Origin of the sequence: Rahnella inusitata, from assembly GCF_018288855.1 — a bacterium.
GTDB lineage: Bacteria > Pseudomonadota > Gammaproteobacteria > Enterobacterales > Enterobacteriaceae > Rahnella > Rahnella inusitata.
On sequence record NZ_CP065024.1, the window covers coordinates 987278 to 1007850 of the forward strand.

The 20573-nt window shown below is 55.9% G+C and carries 13 protein-coding genes; 4 read left to right on the top strand and 9 right to left on the bottom strand.

Going from position 1 to position 20573, the window contains the following annotated elements:
* Positions 1 to 4: 4 nt before the first annotated feature.
* The 4 genes from nrdD to treR form a co-directional block, all read right to left on the bottom strand.
* Positions 5 to 2143: an anaerobic ribonucleoside-triphosphate reductase gene (gene nrdD / locus I2123_RS04655; protein ID WP_112164612.1), complete on the bottom strand. Its 2139-nt coding sequence runs from the start codon at positions 2141 to 2143 to the stop codon at positions 5 to 7.
* A gap of 332 nt (positions 2144 to 2475) precedes the next feature.
* A complete protein-coding gene (gene treC / locus I2123_RS04660) occupies positions 2476 to 4119 on the bottom strand; it encodes an alpha,alpha-phosphotrehalase (RefSeq protein ID WP_213051873.1) in 1644 nt (547 codons plus the stop codon).
* Between the two features lie 47 nt (positions 4120 to 4166).
* Positions 4167 to 5585: a PTS trehalose transporter subunit IIBC gene (gene treB, locus I2123_RS04665; protein WP_112164614.1), complete on the bottom strand. Its 1419-nt coding sequence runs from the start codon at positions 5583 to 5585 to the stop codon at positions 4167 to 4169.
* A gap of 140 nt (positions 5586 to 5725) precedes the next feature.
* The gene (gene treR / locus I2123_RS04670) at positions 5726 to 6676 is read right to left on the bottom strand and encodes a trehalose operon repressor TreR (RefSeq protein WP_112164615.1); all 951 of its coding nucleotides are present in this window, start codon (positions 6674 to 6676) and stop codon (positions 5726 to 5728) included.
* A 361-nt stretch (positions 6677 to 7037) separates the two neighbouring features.
* On the opposite strand from treR, the gene mgtA reads away from it, so the two are divergent.
* The gene (gene mgtA / locus I2123_RS04675; RefSeq protein WP_414063933.1) at positions 7038 to 9740 is read left to right on the top strand and encodes a magnesium-translocating P-type ATPase; all 2703 of its coding nucleotides are present in this window, start codon (positions 7038 to 7040) and stop codon (positions 9738 to 9740) included.
* A gap of 129 nt (positions 9741 to 9869) precedes the next feature.
* Positions 9870 to 12263, top strand: a complete 2394-nt coding sequence (locus I2123_RS04680; protein WP_213051874.1) for a beta-N-acetylhexosaminidase — start codon at positions 9870 to 9872, stop codon at positions 12261 to 12263.
* 64 nt (positions 12264 to 12327) lie between these two features.
* Here the strand turns inward: I2123_RS04680 and I2123_RS04685 are convergent, their stop codons facing one another.
* From I2123_RS04685 to I2123_RS04700, 4 genes are all read right to left on the bottom strand, one after another.
* Entirely contained in the window at positions 12328 to 13302 is a 975-nt protein-coding gene (locus tag I2123_RS04685) for a TerC family protein (RefSeq protein WP_112164618.1), read from the bottom strand.
* Positions 13303 to 13587: 285 nt separating this feature from the next.
* Complete coding sequence (locus I2123_RS04690) at positions 13588 to 14334, bottom strand: glutamine amidotransferase (RefSeq protein ID WP_112164619.1); 747 nt, start codon at positions 14332 to 14334, stop codon at positions 13588 to 13590.
* 26 nt (positions 14335 to 14360) lie between these two features.
* Positions 14361 to 15347 carry a Gfo/Idh/MocA family protein gene (locus tag I2123_RS04695; RefSeq protein WP_213051875.1) on the bottom strand — a complete coding sequence of 329 codons (987 nt, stop codon included), beginning with the start codon at positions 15345 to 15347 and terminating at the stop codon, positions 14361 to 14363.
* Positions 15348 to 15376: 29 nt separating this feature from the next.
* Positions 15377 to 15883 (bottom strand): M48 metallopeptidase family protein, encoded by a 507-nt coding sequence (locus I2123_RS04700; protein WP_056782395.1) that lies wholly within the window; start codon positions 15881 to 15883, stop codon positions 15377 to 15379.
* A 171-nt stretch (positions 15884 to 16054) separates the two neighbouring features.
* On the opposite strand from I2123_RS04700, the gene rlmG reads away from it, so the two are divergent.
* Entirely contained in the window at positions 16055 to 17206 is a 1152-nt protein-coding gene (rlmG, locus tag I2123_RS04705; RefSeq protein ID WP_213051876.1) for a 23S rRNA (guanine(1835)-N(2))-methyltransferase RlmG, read from the top strand.
* A gap of 60 nt (positions 17207 to 17266) precedes the next feature.
* On the opposite strand, the gene I2123_RS04710 is transcribed toward rlmG, so the two are convergent.
* Positions 17267 to 19303: an NADPH-dependent 2,4-dienoyl-CoA reductase gene (locus I2123_RS04710; RefSeq protein WP_213051877.1), complete on the bottom strand. Its 2037-nt coding sequence runs from the start codon at positions 19301 to 19303 to the stop codon at positions 17267 to 17269.
* 394 nt (positions 19304 to 19697) lie between these two features.
* On the opposite strand from I2123_RS04710, the gene I2123_RS04715 reads away from it, so the two are divergent.
* Positions 19698 to 20564, top strand: a complete 867-nt coding sequence (locus I2123_RS04715; protein WP_112164623.1) for a crotonase/enoyl-CoA hydratase family protein — start codon at positions 19698 to 19700, stop codon at positions 20562 to 20564.
* The last annotated feature ends 9 nt before the right edge of the window (positions 20565 to 20573 follow it).

A 20573-nucleotide genomic window follows, 5' to 3' on the forward strand; every position in this document is an offset into this window, starting at 1 on the left:
CGTCTCAGCCCAGTTGACCATTGCCTAAATGTTTCACGCGGCGCTTCACTTCTTCCTGCTTACCGGCGTTGAACGGACGTGCATCCGGGCTGCCGAGATAACCGCAGACACGGCGGGTGACCGATACCCGTGAAGGCTCGTGGTTGCCACATTTCGGGCAGGTGAAGCCTTTGCTGGTGCACTCGAATTCGCCGGTGTAGCCACAGTCGTAGCATTCATCGATTGGCGTGTTGGTGCCGTAATACGGCACGCGGGTATAGCTGTAATCCCACACGTCTTCCAGCGCTTTCAGGTTGTGTTGCAGGTTCGGATACTCGCCGTAGCAGATGAAACCGCCGTTACTCAGTGGCGGATACGGCGCTTCGAAGTCGAGTTTTTCGTACGGATTCACTTTCTTCTCGACGTCCAGATGGAAGCTGTTGGTGTAGTAACCTTTGTCGGTCACGCCCGCCACCAGCCCGAATTCGGCTTTATCGAGACGGCAGAAGCGGTCGCACAGGTTTTCGCTCGGTGTGCTGTAGAGGCTAAATCCGTAGCCGGTTTCGTCTTTCCAGCTTTCGGTCGCGTCTTTCAGGCGGCCTACAATGGCTTCGGCTTTTTCGCGCAGCTGGCTGGCGTCGAAGACATGGGTCTGATTGCCAAACAGTGCATTAATGGTTTCATGCACGCCAATGTAGCCCAGAGAAATCGACGCTCGGCCATTTTTGAATATGCCGGAAATATCGTCGTCGGCTTTCAGACGCACGCCGCACGCCCCTTCCATATACAGAATCGGTGCGACGCGGGCTTTGATCCCTTCCAGCCGTGCGATGCGGGTCATCAGCGCTTTTTTCGCCAGCAGCAAACGCTCGTCGAGCAGTTTCCAGAACGCGGCTTCATCCTGTTTGGCTTCCAGCGCGATGCGCGGCAGGTTCAGGCTGATCACGCCGATGTTGTTACGGCCTTCGTGGATCATCTCACCGTTTTCTTCGTACACGCCGAGGAAGCTGCGGCAGCCCATCGGCGTTTTGAACGAGCCGGTGACTTTAACTACCTGATCGTAATTCAAAATATCCGGGTACATGCGCTTGCTGGCGCATTCCAGTGCCAGCTGCTTGATGTCGTAGTTGGCGTCACCGGCTTTGTGATTTAGCCCGTCACGAATGGCGAATACCAGTTTCGGGAACACGGCGGTTTTACGATTTTTACCCAGCCCTGCAATGCGGTTGCGCAGAATAGATTGCTGAATTAAACGTGATTCCCACGTGGTGCCGAGACCGAAACCGAAGGTGACGAAAGGCGTCTGGCCGTTGGCGGTGTGCAGCGTGTTGACTTCATATTCCAGCGACTGGAAGGCGTCATAACACTCTTTCTCGGTGCGGCTGTGGGCGAAAGCCTCGACGTCGGCGACCTGCCATTCCTGCGCAATCGCGCGGTGTTTTTCGTAGCTGGACGTGACAAATGGCGCGAGCACTTCATCGATGCGGTTTATGGTGGTGCCGCCGTAAATATGGCTGGCGACCTGCGCGATAATTTGTGCGGTTACGGCGGTGGCGGTGGAAATTGACTTCGGTGTGTCAATTTCGGCATTCCCCATTTTGAAACCGTGATTCAGCATGCCTTTAAGGTCGATCAGCATACAGTTGAACATCGGGAAAAATGGCGAATAGTCGAGGTCATGATAGTGGATTTCACCGCGCTCATGCGCCAGTACCACTTCACGCGGCAAAATATGCTGTTTGGCATAATGCTTGGCGACGATACCGGCCAGCAGATCACGCTGCGTCGGGATCACTTTACTGTCTTTGTTGGCATTCTCGTTGAGCAGCGCCATGTTGCTTTGCTCAACCAGACCGCGAATTTCCTGATTCAGGCGTCCGCGCATTTCACGTTTGACGTCGCGGTCGTGGCGATATTCGATATAGGCGCGTGCCAATTTTTTATACGGCCCGGCCATCAGCTGGTTTTCTACCGCATCCTGAATTTCGTGAATATCGACGCGCGTCTGGTCTTGCAGATTTTCAGCGACAATGCGCGCAACCTGCCCGCAATACTCCGCGCTGTCGATGCCAGCGGCAATGGCGGCGCGTTGCACCGCTTGTTTGATTAGAACTTCATCGAAAGGGACCTGGCAACCATCCCGCTTGATGACGATGGGCTGCATTTTAGGGGAACGAGCGGGAACGGATCCGAGTCTGTCTGCTTTCACAATGACACTCCTTTTGAGCGCATTCCGCGCCCCACAAGGCCTGCGGGCCTGTTGTGCGGGTTTTGCGTGAAATCGCTATATATTGGGTTTGGTGCGTACTATACACACTACATATAGGAATGGCGCGAGCGTTAATTCTCGTTTTATTGACCGGGGACAAAGAATTTTTTCGTCGGAAGAAACCATGACCAAATGTAAATTCTGGCCCGAATTTTGCCTATTGTTTTTAAAGGAGATGCATTAAAAACAACCGGGCAGGGCGCCCGGTTGAGAGGAAGATTTTCAGACTATTCAGCCAGTAACCAGGCACATTCGTAAGGACGAAGGCGACCGGAAAGCGGCGCATCGGCATAATTACTCAGCAGCGTTTTAGCGTTAAATTCCGGCAGGCTGAGCGCCTGTTCCTGCGCGCTCAGGTTGGCTACAACGCGCAGTGTATGGCCGTTCGCGGAGCGGGAATAGCACCACAACTGCGGATGTTCCGGCAGCAAATCCTGATAATCGCCGTCGGTCAACACCGGCACGGTCTTGCGCAGCGTGATCAGTTGCTGATAGAGATAAAACACCGAATCCTTATCCGCCAGCGCCTGTTCCGTATTGATCTCTTGTGCATTGTGGCTGACCGAAATCCACGGCGTGCCGGAGGTAAAACCGGCCTGCGGCTCGGCGTTCCACTGCATCGGGGTGCGGCTGTTATCGCGGGATTTGCGCGCTAAAATGCGCAGCAGTTCCTCGTTGCTGCGCCCGTCACTTTTCAGTTCGGCAAACATGTTCAGGCTTTCGACATCGCGATACTGCTCGAGATGTTTAAACCCCGGATTGGTCATGCCGATTTCTTCGCCCTGATAAATGTACGGCGTGCCCTGCAACCCGTGCAGCACCATGGCCAGCATCTTGGCGGAGGTGGTGCGCAGCGCGCCTTCATCACCGAAGCGCGACACAATGCGCGGCTGATCGTGATTACACCAGAACAGCGCATTCCACGCGTGGCCGTGCATTCCCTGCTGCCATTCGCGGAAAATCTGTTTGAGCTGAACGTAGTCCGGCGGCGCGTCAGTCCACTTTTCACCGTTCGGATAATCCACTTTCAGATGATGGAAATTAAACGTCATCGACAGTTCGCTGCCGTCGTTGGCGGCGTAGCGGCGGCAGTGTTCCAGCCTGGTGGAAGACATTTCACCGACGGTCATCAGCCCCAGGGGTTTGAACACGTCGCGGCTAAATTCCTGCAAAAATTCGTGAATGCGCGGGCCGTCGGTGTAAAAACGGCGGCCATCACCGGTCTCGTCAGCGGGGAAATCTTGTTGCTTGGAGACCAGATTGATCACATCCAGTCGCAGCCCGTCGACGCCTTTATCTGCCCAGAACTGACAGACCTGTTTGAGCGCCTCGCGCACCGGCGGGTATTCCCAGTTGAGATCCGCCTGCTCAGTGGCGAACAGATGCAGGTAATATTGCCCGCTCTCTTCGTGCCACTGCCATGCACCGCCGCCGAATTTTGAGCGCCAGTTATTCGGCGGACCACCTTCAGTCGCGCCGTCGCGCCAGATATAAAACGGACGGAACGCACTGCCCGGATCCTGTGACTGGCGGAACCATTCGTGATGTGTGGACGTGTGATTGAACACCATGTCCATCACGATGCGCATCCCCCGCTGGTGGGCTTCGGCGGTCAGGCGCTCGAAGTCTTCCAGCGTGCCGTAAGCCGGGTCGATCGCGCAGTAATCGGCGACGTCGTAGCCGTTATCAATCTGCGGCGACAGGTACATCGGCGTCAGCCACAGCGCGTCAACGCCCAGCGTTTTCAGGTAATCCAGCCGCTGCGTGATGCCCTTGATATCGCCGGTGCCGCTGCCGGTGGTGTCCTGAAAACTCTTCGGGTAAATCTGGTAAATCACGCCGTTTTTCCACCACGGCAATTCGCTGCTCATCGCATTTTCCTTATTCAATTCTTTCATTCATGCACGTTCTTAAAATCTCAGACAATAGCCAGTTCATCGCGGCGTACTTTGCGTTTGTAGACAAACACGGTCAGCACCATCGGGACGACAATCGCCACCAGCATCGCCACCGCGTAGATGCTCCAGAACTGCGGTTTGATGGATAAAATGCCCGGCAGGCCACCGACGCCGATGCCGTTGGCGATCACGCCGCTCAGGCCACAAATCAGGCCTGCTATGGCCGAGCCTGTCATCGCGCACAGCATCGGGAAGCGGTATTTCAGGTTGATCCCGTACATCGCCGGTTCGGTCACGCCGAGAAACGCGGAGATCGCCGCAGGTACGGAAATTTCACGTTCATTGTGTTTTCTGCTGACGATAATCACACCCACCACGGCAGCGGCCTGCGCAATGTTGGAAAGGGCGATCAGCGGCCAGACCGGCGTACCGCCGGTGCTTTGTACCATCTGCATGTCGATGGCCAGCGTGGTCTGATGCACACCGGTGATAACCAGCGGCGCGTAGAGGAAACCAAACAGTGCGGCCCCGATGGGGGCGAGGCTGCCGGTCATGACGAATTTCACTGCGAACGCCACACCGTCGCCGATCATGCGGCCAAAAGGCCCGATCAGCGTATGCGCGAGGAAGACGGCAATCAGCAACGATGTCACCGGTACAATCACCAGATACAGGTAATTCGGCACGATACGTTTGATGGCGTTTTCGATCATTGCCAGCGCCATACCCGCCAGCACGGAAGGGATCACCTGTGCCTGATAACCGACTTTTTCGATGGTGAACCAGCCGAAATTCCACACTTCAGGAATTTGCTGGCCGAGGTTGTAGGAGTTCATCAGTTGCGGGGAAACCAGCGTGATGCCGAGGACGATACCGAGGATTTCAGTGCCGCCCATTTTTTTGACGGTGGACCAGCACACGGCCACCGGCAGGAACATGAAGATCGCTTCACCGAGCAGCCAGAGGAAGTCGTAAATGGACTGCCACATCGGATGCATCTGCGCCAGCGTCTGGCCGCCGCTCATCGGGATATCGCCGATGACGTTGCGGAAGCCCAGGATCAAACCGCCGCTGATAAGCGCCGGTAACAGCGGGAAGAAGATTTCAGCGAAGTGCGAAATCCCGCGCTCGAACCAGCTCATGTTCTGGCGCGCGGCGATTTTGGCCTGCTCTTTACCGGCTTCGCTTTTGCCGGTGCTGGCGATCAGCACTTTATAGTAATCGTCCACTTCCGGGCCGATGACCACCTGAAACTGACCGGCATTGGTGAAGCAACCTTTGACCATCGGCAACGTTTCCAGCCCTTTCGGGTCGGCTTTCGACGGGTCATTGAGGACAAAACGTAGACGCGTAATGCAGTGAGTCACCATCGCGATATTGTCGCTGCCGCCGACGAGGGCGATCAGGCGATCAACATCCTGTTGCTTTACTTTGCTCATGAAAAAACCTTCTTGTTTTTAAATGCCGGTGTAGGGAACGGCTAAAGCATAGCGAAGGCGATGGGAATTTGTCTGGGAACGTTCCCGGTTTTGCCGGGACGATCACAAAGTTTCTGTTTTCCATGCTCAGGGGAGGGGGTTCAGACCGCCAGTTTTCCGGGGACGATCAGCTGTTTTAAGGTCGCGGAGCCGTCGAGTTGCGCCAGCAATTGTGTTGCTGCCGCCTCGCCGCCCGCGCCGTAGCCGAGTTCGACCGAACAAGATTCCGGGAACAGGAAATGCAGTAGCGGGTTATTGCCGATGCCGCACACCTGCACGCCGGTGATCTGCTGCTGTTGCAGGTATTTTTGTGCGCCGATGGCGATGGTATCAGAGGCGCAGATCACCGCTTCAATCCGGCTTTCCAGCAGCTGCGGCAGCAGGTCGAAACCGCTCTGATAGGTCAGCTCGCCGAGCACCAAGTGCGGCGTCAGGCCGTTTTCTTCGCAGAATGCCTGATACGCCTGACTGCGCTTCTGGCCGGTGGTGGTGTCATGGGGGGAGACGCCGATAAAGCCGATGGAACGGATGTTTTGTGCCAGCAGCTTTTGCATCAGCAACTGCACCGCACCCGCATCGTCGTAACACACCGAAGATAAGCCCGGCATTTCACGCGCCAGCATCACCAGTTTGTCTTTCCACGGCATCAGTATCTGCGGGGATAAACCGGTAAAACCAAACAGCACCACGCCGTCGATATTGCGCTGCCTGAGCACCTGCAAATGTTCTTTCACGCGCTCGGCGCTGAACTGGCTTTCCAGTACGATCGGGTCATAACCCTGTTGATAAAACAGCGGCAGCATGGCGCGTACCGCCTGATTTTCGGAGGGAGAATCAAGGCGCGAGACGATAATCGCCACGATTTTATCGCTGAAACCGCGCATCGCCCGCGCTGATTTCGACGGGCTGAAATGCTCCTGCTCAATGACCTGCAGCACCCGCTCACGGGTCTGCGGGCTGACGTTGCCTTCGTTATTTAACACGCGGGAAACGGTGGATTTCCCCACGCCGCTCAGGCGGGCAATATCATTGATGGTCAGGCGATTTTGCATGGTTTGTATAATTATTTTGTATGGTTAAGTTGATCAGGTTTAAAAATGGTTGCAGTTCACAGGCGTATACTCCGCTCAAATATCGAAGTTGCGCAATAGCAAACCGATACCCTAACGGATTTTCCTGCCCGATGCGTATGAATTTCCAAACCGTTCCTTACCGGAGGTGAAAACCCATGGAACCCGACCCCAATTCAGTAGGTCCGTTGTGATCCGGTAAGCACCCGCATTTTTGCTACTGCTTACCGTGACATTAAAAGTTATCAGGTAAGCGGTGGCGCACGTCTTTCGTTCGCGCCGTTTTTGTAAACCCTTTTGCCATGTCTGCGGCAGCTTTGCCGTGGACGCAACAAAGGTGCGAATCATGTTCAAAAATTTCACTTCCCGGCTGCTCAGCGCGCTCAGCCGTAATTTACCGCGCCGCTTAGTCCGCCGCGATCCGATGCTCGAAAATGTGTCAGTCCGCGCCGCACAGGCTGTGCCTGCCGCGATGGCCGCGCATTGTCAGGCCTGCGCACGCGCTACTGAAGACCAGCTGTATCTGCAATTTGGCAGCCATCCCGAAGGGCTGACCGGACCGGAAGCGGACGCCATCCGTGAAGTTTCCGGCCTGAACCAGACCGGCGATCAGCAGCCAGCGCCATGGTGGGTGCATCTGTGGCACTGCTACCGCAATCCTTTCAACCTGCTGCTGACCGTGCTCGGTCTGGTGTCTTACGCCACCGACGATCTGACGGCGGCGCTGGTGATCGGTGCGATGGTGTTTATTTCCACCTTTATGCACTTCATTCAGGAAGCGCGCTCCAACAAAGCCGCCGATGCGCTGAAAGCGATGGTCAGCAACACCGCCACCGTACTGCGCAGCGACGCACAAACCGGGCGCAGCGAAACGGTGGAAATCGCCATCAGCCAGCTCGTGCCGGGTGACCTGATCAAACTCTCGGCGGGGGATATGATCCCGGCGGATCTGCGCATTCTTTCCGCCAAGGATCTGTTTATCAGCCAGGCCGCACTGACCGGCGAATCCCTGCCGGTGGAAAAGCACGCCTGCGAAAAGAAACCCATCGCAAACGATCCGCTGGAACTCAACACGCTGTGCTTTATGGGCACCAACGTGGTCAGCGGTACGGCGATCGCGATGGTGATCGCGACCGGCAGCAAAACCTGGTTCGGCCAGCTCGCCGAGCGTGTGGTGCAGGAAGACACTCAGCCGAACGCCTTTCAGGCCGGGATCAGCAAAGTCAGCTGGCTGCTGATCCGCTTTATGATGGTGATGACGCCGGTGGTGCTGGTGATCAACGGTTACACCAAAGGCGACTGGTGGGAGGCGGCGCTGTTTGCGCTCTCCGTGGCGGTCGGGCTGACGCCGGAAATGTTGCCGATGATCGTCACTTCCACGCTGGCCAAAGGCGCGGTGAAACTGTCGCGTCAGAAAGTGATCGTCAAACGTCTGGACGCCATCCAGAATTTTGGCGCGATGGACATTCTCTGCACCGACAAAACCGGGACGCTGACGCAGGACAAAATCGTGCTGGAACGCCACACCGATGTGCTCGGCGTGACCAGTGACGATGTGCTGCATCTGGCGTGGCTCAACAGCCATTATCAGACCGGGCTTAAAAATCTGCTCGATGTGGCGGTGCTGGATGCAGGCGATATCGCGACCGCGCATAACTCGCTGAAAGTCGATGAGATCCCGTTCGATTTCGATCGCCGCCGCATGTCCGTGGTGGTCGCGGAGAACGATCAGAACCATCGCCTGATTTGCAAAGGCGCGCTGGAAGAGATGCTGTCGATTTGTACGCTGGTGCAGCTCAACGGTGAGATTGTGCCGCTGACCGATGCGCTGCTGACGCGGATCCGCCGCATCACGGACGACCTTAATCAGCAGGGGCTGCGCGTGGTGGCCGTCGCGCACAAAGTGATGCCTGCGCGTACGGTGGGTTACGGCGTGCCCGATGAATCCAGCCTGATTCTGGCCGGATATATCGCGTTCCTCGATCCGCCAAAAGAGAGCACCGCTCCGGCGCTGGCAGCGTTACAGCGTAAAGGCGTGACCGTCAAAATTCTCACCGGCGATAACCCGCTGGTGGCGCGTAAAGTGTGCAAAGACGTTGGCCTTAAAGTCGATACGGTGCTGACGGGCAGTGATATTGATGAACTGGATGATGTGCAGCTGTTGCGCGTCGCCCGCGAAACCACCGTGTTCGCCAAACTGACCCCGATGCACAAAGAGCGCATCGTACGCGTGCTGCGTGGCGAAGGCCACGTGGTTGGATTTATGGGGGATGGCATCAACGACGCGCCTGCGCTGCGGGCGGCGGATATCGGGATTTCGGTCGATTCGGCGGTGGATATCGCCAAAGAAGCGGCGGACATTATCCTGCTGGAAAAAAGCCTGATGGTGTTGGAGCAGGGCGTGACAGAAGGGCGCAGAACCTTCGCCAATATGCTGAAATACATCAAAATGACTGCCAGTTCCAACTTTGGTAACGTGTTCAGCGTGCTGGTTGCCAGCGCCTTCCTGCCGTTCCTGCCAATGTTGCCGCTGCATCTGTTAATTCAGAACCTGATTTACGATGTCTCTCAGGTGGCGATCCCGTTTGATAACGTCGATGAAGAGCAACTGGCGAAACCGCAGCGCTGGAACGCCGGTGATATCGGCCGCTTTATGGTGTTCTTTGGGCCGATCAGCTCCGTATTCGACATTCTCACCTTCAGCCTGATGTGGTGGGTCTTTAAAGCCAATACCGTTGAAGCGCAGACGCTGTTCCAGTCCGGCTGGTTCATTGAAGGGCTGCTGTCGCAGACGCTGATTGTCCACATGATCCGCACCCGTAAAGTGCCGTTCATCCAGAGCCGCGCCTCATGGCCGCTGTGCATCATGACGCTGATGGTGGTGGTCACCGGCATCGCGTTGATCTACTCGCCGGTTGCCGGATTCCTGCAACTGCAGGCGCTGCCGCTGAGCTATTTCCCGTGGCTGATCGCGATTCTGGCGGGCTATATGGTGCTGACCCAGTGTGTCAAAGGCTGGTTCGTGCGCCGCTACGGCTGGCAGTAACCACTACGATGTCACAGAAAGACGGTGATTGTTAACTCAGTCACCGTCTTTTTTTTCACCACCGGCTATAGTTATTCCTTTGTATTTCATTCATCTACGATGCTTGTCTTAATCTGAGGAATTTCACCGATGTTATTGCCTTTCCACCGTACCCTTCTTGCAACGTCACTTTTTCTCACCGCCTCCGCTCTGGCTGCACCGGCCGGAAATTTACCGCTGATGCCGTGGCCGCAGCAGGTGGAGGTCACCTCACCGGCGGGCAAATTTGTGCTGACGGATGCTTTGCAGATCCAGGTCAGCGGCGACCAGTTGATGCCCGAAGTAAACCGCTGGCGCGAACGGCTTGCCCGGCAAACCGGCTGGTATTTATTGCCTGAGGCCCAGGAAAACGCGGGCGGACAGGCCGCCGTTAACATCATCATCAAACAAAAAGTGGCTGAACAGCCTGAACCGGACAGCGATGAAAGTTATCAGCTGACCGTGACGCCGCAGGGCGCGACGCTTACCGCTAATACCCGTTTCGGCGCAATGCGCGGCATGGAAACGCTGTTGCAGCTGGTGCAGAACGACGGCGAGAATACTTTTATTCCGCTGGTCAGCATTCATGACCAGCCGCGTTTTGCGTGGCGCGGCGTCCTGCTCGATTCCGCCCGTCACTTCCTGCCAGTCCCCGATATCAAACGCCAGCTCGACGGTATGGCGGCAGCGAAACTTAACGTCCTGCACTGGCATCTGAGCGACGATCAGGGCTGGCGCTTTGAATCGCAGAAATATCCCAAATTGCAGGCGCTGGCGAGTGACGGACAGTTTTATACCGTTGCGCAGATGAAAGAGGTGGTGGCTTACGCCACGAAGCTTGGGATCCGCGTGGTGCCGGAAATCGATATGCCGGGCCACGCTTCGGCGATTGCGGTGGCGTATCCCGAACTGCTGAGTGCGCCGGGACCTTACAAAATGGAACGATCCTGGGGCGTGCATGAACCGACGCTCGATCCGGGCAATGAAAAAGTCTACGCCTTTGCCGATGCGCTGGTCGGCGAGCTCACGCAGATCTTCCCCGATCCGTACCTGCACATCGGCGGCGATGAAGTGGATGCGACGCAGTGGAAAAATTCGCAGCCGATTCAGGCGTTCATGAAAGAGAAGGGCATTGCCGATACGCACGCGTTGCAGGCCTATTTCAACACCCGGTTACAGGCGATCCTTCATCAGCATCAGCGCAAAATGGTCGGCTGGGACGAGATCTTCCACCCGGATCTGCCGCATGACATTGTGATCCAGTCATGGCAGGGGCCGGACTCTCTCGGCGCCAGTGCGCAGAAGGGCTATCAGGGGATTTTGTCTACCGGCTTCTATCTCGATCAACCGCACAGTTCGGCCTATCACTATCGCAACGAAATTCTGCCGCAGCCGCTCGGTGTCGATCAGAACGTCGCCGACGGCGAGAAAGCGCAAAGCTGGACATTCACCATGCCGCGCCTGAAAGGTAAACCGGTGGACGGCAGTTTCACGCTGATTGAAGGTAAAAACGGCTGGCGCGGGTTTATTGATTTCAACGGAAAAACCCGCCGCGCGGTGCGTGATGTGGTGGTGAAAGACGACGGCAATGTCCGGTTTGCGGTCGATACCTGGATGGGCGATACGCAACCGGTGCTGACGCTCAAAGACGGCAAACTCGGCGGCTATTTCATCATCGGCAATGCGCGGTATCCGGTCACTGGCAGCCCGCTCAGCGCCGTGCCTGACGGCCAGCCGCCGGTCGTGCCGGATGCGGCAGGAATGAAGAATATCCTCGGCGGTGAAGCAGCGCTTTGGCAGGAAAATATCACTTCGCAGATTCTGGACATTAAGCTCTGGCCGCGCGGTTTTGTGGTGGCTGAACGGTTGTGGTCGGCGCAGGACGTCAAAGATACGGGCAACATGTATCAGCGGCTGGCAAAAATCGACGCCTGGTCAGTGGTATCGGCAGGGCTGCAACAGCACGCCGAAACCGCGCGGCTGATGACGCGCTTGTCAAACAGCGCTGATATCGCGCCGCTTCTGAGCTTCTCCACCGCACTCGAACCGGCGCAGTATTACACCCGTCAGCACATCAAATTCCAGGCGGGACATTACACCCAGGCCGAACCGCTGAACCGTCTGGCCGATGCGCTACCGGCGGAAAGCAACGCGGTGCGTGAATTGGGTACTCACGTCAGCGCGCTGGTGCAGGATCCGCAAAATGCACAGGCGGCGCAGGCCGTGCGCTCTCAGCTTGAAAGCTGGCAGCGCAGCGCGGAGCAGGTGAAACCGGTGCTGGTGCAAAATTACGTGCTGAAACCGTTGCAGCCGGTGGCGGAACAGCTCGGTGCATTGTCGGCAAATGGCCTGATCTGGCTGGAGAAACTGCAAAAAGGCGAAACGCTGAACGCGCAGGAACGCCATCAGGCGCAGTCGCAACTCGACGACGCAGCCAAAGTGCAGGACGAAGTGGTGCTCGCGGTGGTGTATCCGCTGGAGAAATTACTGGCGGGTGTGAAGTAACGTGGTTGCGTAAAACAAAAAAGCGCGACCGGTGAAGCGGCCGCGCTTTTTATTCCATCTGTCGTTACGAATGACCGGCTTTCTGACGATCGTTGCGACGGTTCACCCAGGTATTAATGAGCAGGGTGACGATCAGAATCGTAGCGATCACGCCAAGCGACACGCCCACCGGAATGTGGAACACGTCGAGCAGCAGCATCTTGATACCGATGAAAATTAAGATCACTGCCAGACCGTATTTCAGCATCGAGAAACGTTCTGCCACGCCCGCCAACAGGAAGTACATCGCACGCAGGCCGAGGATCGCAAACAGGTTCGACGTCAGCACGATGAACGGGTCAGTGGTCACGGCGAAGATCGCCGGAATGCTGTCGACTGCGAAAATCACGTCACTCAGCTCGACCATAATCAGCACCAGCAGCAACGGTGTCGCAAACAAAATACCGTTGCGGCGCACGAAGAATTTCTCGCCATGCAATTCATCGGTCATACGCATTTTACTGCGCAGCCAGCGGATCATCGGTTTCTCACCGACCTCGCCGTCGTCTTCTTTGGTCAGCGCCATCTTGATGCCGGTAAACAGCAGGAACGCGCCGAAGACGTACAGGATCCAACTAAACTGACCTACCAGCCAGCTGCCGGCGAAAATCATACCGGTACGCAGAACAATGGCGCCGAGCACGCCGTAAATCAGTACGCGGCGTTGCAGGTTTGCCGGGATGGAGAAATAACTGAACAGGATCAGCCAGACGAAGACGTTATCCACCGCCAGCGCTTTTTCCAGCAGATAACCGGTCAGGAACATGGTCGCCTGCGCGTCCGCCACTTCGCGACCGACTTCGCCGTTGAGATACCACCAGAAGCCGAAGTTAAACAGCAGCGACAGGCCAATCCACACCAGCGACCAGATGGCCGCACTTTTCATGGTCATGACCTGCGCACCTTTGCGCCCCTGCAACAGCAGGTCGAAGGCGAGCATAATCACCACCACCACAGCAAACGCGCCCCACAACATCGGGTTGCCCACTGAATTCATCATTACGTTGTCCTCCGAAAAAACATCAAAAAAAAACGGCCAGCGTCGGAAGACGTTAGCCGCTCTCTCTGAGCTATAAGCAACCTCGCCTTCCGGCAAGGTCTCACTTACAAAAAATCCTCTTTTAAAAAGATTTTTTGCCCCGGTAACCGGGTGACTGAGACGGCGTTTTAACGCGGGTTCAGACACCGTAATGACGATTATCCGACGAAGAAGTTACTCCCCTTTGCAGGTTGAAAATTAATTCAAAGTGTTACTGCTGTCAACATTTTGACATATCTTTGCACATTAACCCGCCAGCGCCTGACGCTTACCCAGCGCGCCGACGAAGGCCAGCAGTAATCCCTGGCTGAGCGGCGTTTCGCTAAGTTGCTGAGCCTGATGGGTAAAGTCCACGCTGTCGTCTTCGGCAATGGAGCCGAGCCACGACAGATAGGTTTTCATCACCGCCAGACTGAATTCAGGATGGAACTGCGTGCTGATGGCATTCGGGCCGTAGCGCAAGATCTGATGCGGATCGTGCAGCGTTTTCGCCAGAACCGTCGCCCTCGCCGGGGGCGTCACCACGGTTTGCAGATGGATAAGATTCGCGGCGAACTGCGCCGGCAGCTGCGACACCAGCGGATCGAGATGCCCGGCGGGCGTCAGCGTGACCTCGTGGGTACCGACTTCAATGCCCTGCGGATGGTAATCCACCTCGCCGCCCAGCGCGTAGGCCATCAGCTGGTGTCCGTAGCAGGCGCCAAACATCGGCAATTCCTGCAACATGCCCAGACGTACCCAGTCTGCGGCCTCCTCGCTCCACGCCAGATGCTCGGTCACCATGCTGCGCGAACCGGTAATAATCGCACCGCAATACTGGTCAGGCGGCAGCGGGCGTTCACCAGCCTGTAAATCGACAATCACCACCTGCTGCGGATCGATATCGCCCTGACGGATAAACATCTGCGGGAAATTATCGTGCGCACGACGGATAGGCTCCGGTGCGTGACCGGTTTGCAAAATCAACAACGGCTTCGGACTGGATGCAGTCATCGGTGACTCCCGAATTGCGACAAAGGTTAAGGCTGATGGTCAGCAGGGAATACCACACCGGTCTGACGGCGGATCTCCGTCAATACTTTGGCGGTGATGCGCGACACTTCCAGCCCCGGATGGGCGACAAACTGGTTATCCACCAGAATTGCAAAAGTTTCCGCTTCATACAGCATGGTATTGATGTGCTGCGGCTGCGTCAGATCCAGCTTCTGGCTGCCGCGCGGCGTCAGGCTGAGCGTCTGGCATTCGGACAGTTTTTCCATCTGCAAGGTGCCTTCTTCGCCCTGAATTTCGCTCGGCAGATGGGAATCGCTGATTTTGGAATGGTTGATAACCACTTCGAAGTCGTCGACATACGCCAGGATCACCGTGCCCTGACCGTCCACGCCGCTTTCCAGCAGGGTCGCCGTGGCAGTGACCGACTCCGGCTCGCCAAACAGCGCGATGGTACTGGCCAGACAGTAATAGCCGATATCCATGATTGATCCGTTGGAAAACGCCGGATTAAAGGTATTCGGGTTCTCACCGGCCAGATAACGCGGATAACGTGACGAATATTGGCAGTAGTTGAAAATAGCTTTACGCAGCTTACCAATGCGGTTCAGCGCGCCCTTCATGTGCAGGAAATTTGGCAGATAGGCCGTTTTAAACGCTTCGAACAGCACGACGTTATTTTCTTTCGCGCAGGCTATCAGGCTTTCAGCCTCGGCCAGATTGGAGGCCAGCGGCTTTTCACAAATCACGTGTTTTTTATGGCGCAGGAACAACAGCGACTGCTGGCAGTGCAGGGAATTCGGGCTTGCGATATACACGGCGTCAATGACATCAGAGGCGGCCATTTCGTCCAGTGAATCAAAGAAGTGCCCGACCGGATAATCCTCACCCAGCTTTTTGGCACCTTCCAGCGTACGTGAATAAATCGCCGTCAGTTTCATCTTGCCGCTTTCGTGCGCAGCATCAATAAAGCGTTGGGTGATCCAATTAGTTCCGACTACCGCAAACCGAATCATGAGAAATCCCTATAGTTGGTAGTGAATTATTATTGGTACAACTTACCGAATATTTCCAGATGCGTCAGGTACATGCGCGTATCGAATTCTAACTGATGATAGTCTGGCGTCATATGACAGCACAGGCTGTAGAATGCTTTGTTGTGATCTTTTTCTTTCAGATGTGCCAGTTCGTGCACCACGATCATCTTCAGAAAGGCTTCCGGCGCACTTTTAAAGACGGTCGCGACGCGGATTTCCGCCTTGGCTTTCAGCTTACCGCCCTGGATGCGCGATATGGCGGTGTGCAGCCCCAGCGCGTGCTTCATCACGTGGATTTTGTTGTCGTAGGCCACTTTACTTAACGGCGATGAACTGCGCAGAAACTGGTTCTTCAGGTCCAGCGTATACTGATAGAGCGATTTATCGGTGGTCAGCTCGTGCGGTTGCGGATATCGCGTCAGTAATACTTTACCTAAACGTTCCTGGTCGATTAACTGACGCACCTGAGCCTGAAGATGCTCGGGATAGCCTTGCAGATAGGTCAATTCAGGCATAACTGGTTGCTTTGTCTCTTATTGACGGGAAAAAGGTGCCGCAGCGATAAGCATGGATTTTGGCGCGATCGCAGGGATCCGGCAGATAAACCCCTTTTTAACTGAAAAAACATTTTACTGATAGCCCAATTTAGGGGATAAACAGCGCAAATTGAATATTGAGGAGGGCCAATGAGCCAATTCGAAACCGAAGTAGGTGGTCAGTTGCTGCAACTGAGTCTGGAACGTTATCCGCAGGACGAAGCGGCAACGCAGTTGCAGGCCTGGGAAGCGGCCGATGAGTATCTGCTGCAAACCCTGAACACCGCTGAGCTCAATGGCCGTCCGCTGCTGATTTTCAACGATGCGTTTGGTGCGCTGGCCTGTGCGTTACAGGAGTTCAATCCAACCAGCATCAATGACTCTTTCATGAGCCAGCTGGCGACGCGCCATAACCTGCGTCTGAACGGGTTTGATGAAGACGCCGTGGCCGCGCAAAGCAGCCTGGTGCCGTTGCCGATCAATCCGGGTCTGGTCATCATCAAAGTGCCAAAAACGCTGGCGCTGCTGGAACAGCAACTGCTGGCCCTGCGCGAAGTTGTAACGCCTGAGACGCAGATCATCGCCGGGGCGAAAGCCCGTGATATCCACACCTCGACGCTACAATTGTTCGAGAAAATTCTTGGCCCGACCAAAACCAGTCTGGCGTGGAAAAAAGCGCGTCTGATCCACTGTGAAGCGACGCTGCCTGCGCAGGCAGCCGAACCGGTGATCGCAGAGTGGGCGCTGGATGAAACCGAATTCCGCATTTCCAACCACGCGAACGTGTTCTCACGTGGCGGTCTGGATATCGGCGCACGTTTCTTTATGCAACACCTGCCGGAAGGTATTGAAGGGCGTATGGTGGATTTAGGCTGCGGTAACGGCGTGATCGGCATGACTGCGCTGGCACTGAACCCGGACGCCGAAATGCTGTTCGTGGATGAATCCTACATGGCGGTGGAATCGAGCCGCATCAACGTCGAAAACAATTTGCCGCAGGATGTCAGCCGCTGTCATTTCGAAGTGAATAACATGCTGGCCGGTGTTGAGCGCGAAACGCTGGACGCGGTGCTGTGTAACCCGCCATTCCATCAGGGCGCCGTGGTCAGTGATGACACCGCATGGCGTATGTTCTGTGATGCCAAACGTTGCCTGCAAACCGGCGGTGAACTGCGTATCGTCGGCAACCGTCATCTGGATTACTACCAGAAACTGCGCCGGTTGTTCGGTAACTGCACCACCATCGCCACCAACCAGAAGTTCGTGATTCTGCGTGCGGTGAAGACGGCGTCGCAGCATTGATTTGAATGACATTCTCAATAAAAAAGCCGCTCACGCGGCTTTTTTTTCGTCTGTACTTTCTCAGATTGCCAGCGCCAGCCGGGTGCCTTGTTCTATGGCCCGGCGGGCATCAAGTTCGAGCGCAACGTCGGCCCCGCCAATCAGGTGCACGGTTTTTCCGGCTTCCTGCAAAGGCTGATACAGCGCGCGCTGCGGTTCCTGTCCGGCACAAATGATGATGTTATCCACCGCCAGACACACCGGTTCGCCATTCATGATCAGATGCAATCCGGCATCGTCAATGCGCTCGTAGCTGACGCCATTTTGCATTTTCACGCCGCGCTGCAACAGGCTGGCGCGGTGGATCCAACCGGTGGTTTTACCGAGTCCTGCGCCGACTTTGGTGGTTTTGCGTTGCAGCAGCACGATATCCCGCGCTGCCGGTTCCGGCTGCGGGCCTTGTGGCGCAAGGCCGCCGCGCTGCGTGAGCGACTGATCGATTCCCCATTCATGACTGAACGCGCGGCTGCTGAGGCTTGATGACGGGCCGTTGTGGATCAGGTATTCGGCGGTATCAAAACCAATCCCGCCTGCACCGATAATCGCCACGCGGCTGCCGACCGGTTTTTTATCGCGCAGCACGTCGAGATAGGTCAGCACGCTCGGGTGATCGATACCAGGAATGTCTGGCAAACGCGGCGAGATCCCGCAGGCGAGGATCACCTCGTCATAGCCAGTGAGCTTGTTGCCGCTGACGGTTTCGCCAAGGCGCACCGTCACACCGAGTAACGCCAGCTGACGTGAGTAATAGCGCAGGGTCTGGTAAAACTCTTCTTTGCCGGGAATTTGTTTAGCAATGTTAAACTGACCGCCAATTTCACGGTGAGCCTCGAACAGCGTGACCTGATGTCCGCGGCTGGCGGCAGTCGTTGCGAAAGCCAGACCGGCAGGGCCGGAGCCGACCACGGCGAGGCGTTTAGGCGCTGCCGCGCGGGTCACCGGCATCTGCGTTTCATGGCAGGCGCGCGGATTAACCAGGCAGGACGTCACTTCGCCGACGAAAATCTGATCCAGACACGCCTGATTGCAGCCTATGCAGGTATTAATTTCATCCGCCCGACCCTGTGCGGCTTTCTCGACAAACGCCGGATCGGCGAGAAACGGGCGCGCCATCGAAACCATATCGGCGCAGCCTTCGGCGAGGATTTTCTCCGCCACATCAGGATCGTTAATGCGGTTGGTGGTGATGAGCGGAATGCCGATTTTGCCCATCAGCTTTTGCGTTACCCAGCTGAATGCGGCACGTGGCACCATGGTGGCGATGGTGGGAATACGCGCTTCGTGCCAGCCGATACCGGTATTAATGATGCTCGCACCGGACTGCTCAATGCGTTGCGCCAGCATTTCGACTTCCTGCCAGTCCGACCCTTCCTCCACCAGATCCAGCATCGACAGGCGGTAAATGATGATGAATTCCAGCCCGCACGCCTCGCGCACGCGGCGCACCGCTTCTGTCGCAAAGCGCATGCGATTTTCCGCGCTGCCGCCCCAGCGATCGGTGCGCTGGTTGGTTCTGGCAGCCAGAAACTGATTAATCAGATAGCCTTCCGAGCCCATGATTTCAACACCGTCATAGCCAGACTCTTTAGCCAGCAGAGCGCAGCGGGCGAAATCTTTCAGCGTGGTGTCGATCTCTTCTTCGGTCAGCGCATGAGGCGTAAAGCGGTTAATCGGTGCCTGAAGGGCAGAAGGCGCAACCGGATTGGGCTGATAGCTGTAGCGACCAGCATGCAGAATTTGCAGCGCAATTTTGCCCCCGGCGGCATGCACCGCGCGAGTCACCATGCGGTGATGTGTGATGTGCTCCTGTTCGGCCAGAATCGAACCGCCCTGATAGACAACGCCCTGCGCATTGGGCGAAATGCCGCCAGTGACGATAAGCCCGACCCCCGCCGCCGCGCGCTCGGCATAAAACGCCGCCAGCCGCTCCGGCCCGTCCTCAAGTTCTTCAAGACCGGTGTGCATGGAACCCATCAGCACGCGGTTTTTCAGCTGCGTAAAACCTAAATCCAGCGGCGCCAGCAGGTGCGGATAAAACGGCGAAGCGCGTTCAGTCATGGAATTCTCTTAAGTGGTCGGAGGAGATGAATTCAATTTAGCGGGTGGCGGAAGAATTGGAAAGCGGCTGAGCAATGATTGTGACGCATATCACTCTGGCTAAAATCGGGAAGGTTTATTTACGCTTCCTCATATTATTAATCGGGTTTATTTAATTAAAAAGAATATTACTGAGGAGGCGAATTATTACGTTGTAGCAGAGAAATTGATTCTTTCACTGTTTTTACACAACATTGATTAGATGCAGGTTGTTTATTTTTAACATTTTTTTCCTGACTCATGCTCGTTAGGAATAATCTTATAAAAACAACTGGAATCGATTCAGTTCGGGTTAGAGCTGGACTAGGCTGGAGCTGCTTCACCCTAAATTTCAATTCTAACCTGGATATATACTATGAATCTTATTGACCATACAGCCTGCCGTCCGTTTACCGAAGCCGGGCATTTGTCGCAAATTGCTGCCTATTATGAAGAAGGCCGTAATGTCATGTGGATGATGCTCAGGTCTTATCCACGTCCTTGTTTTAATCAGGAGCTTATCGAAGACATCATGACGCTCACCTACGCCGCGAAAGCGTCCGGGCTGCGTTTCGATTTTTGGGTAACCGGTTCGTTGGTGCCCAACATGTATAACGTGGGAGGTGATCTCAGCTTCTTTGTGGATTCTATCGTCAATAACAAGCGCGAAGCGTTGCGTGCCTACGCCAGAGCCTGTGTGGACTGCGTACACGCCGCTGCGCGCGGATTTGATGTCGGTGCTATCAGTTTATCGATGATCGAGGGAACCGCGCTTGGCGGCGGGTTTGAAGCGGCGCTGGCGCACCATTACGTGCTGGCGCAGAACACGGCCCGCATGGGGTTCCCGGAAATCGCGTTTAACCTGTTCCCCGGCATGGGCGGTTATTCACTGGTGTCACGAAAAGCCGGCATGCGGCTCGCGGAGGAGCTGATTACCACCGGCGAATCGCATACGGCGGAGTGGTTTGAAAGCCGGGGGCTAGTCGATATCTTGTTCCAGCCCGGTGAGGCATTCAACGCCACCCGTACCTTTATGGATACGTTGCGGCCCAAGCTCAACGGGATCAGGGCGATGATCCGGGCGCGTCAGCGTGTGTTGCAGCTATCGCGCTCGGAACTGATGGATATCACGGAGGACTGGGTGGATGCCGCATTTACGCTGGAGGAGAAGGATCTGAGTTACATGGAGCGGCTGGTCATGCTGCAAAACCGGCATACGGCGTCCTTGCGTAAAACCGGCTAGCAGCAGGCA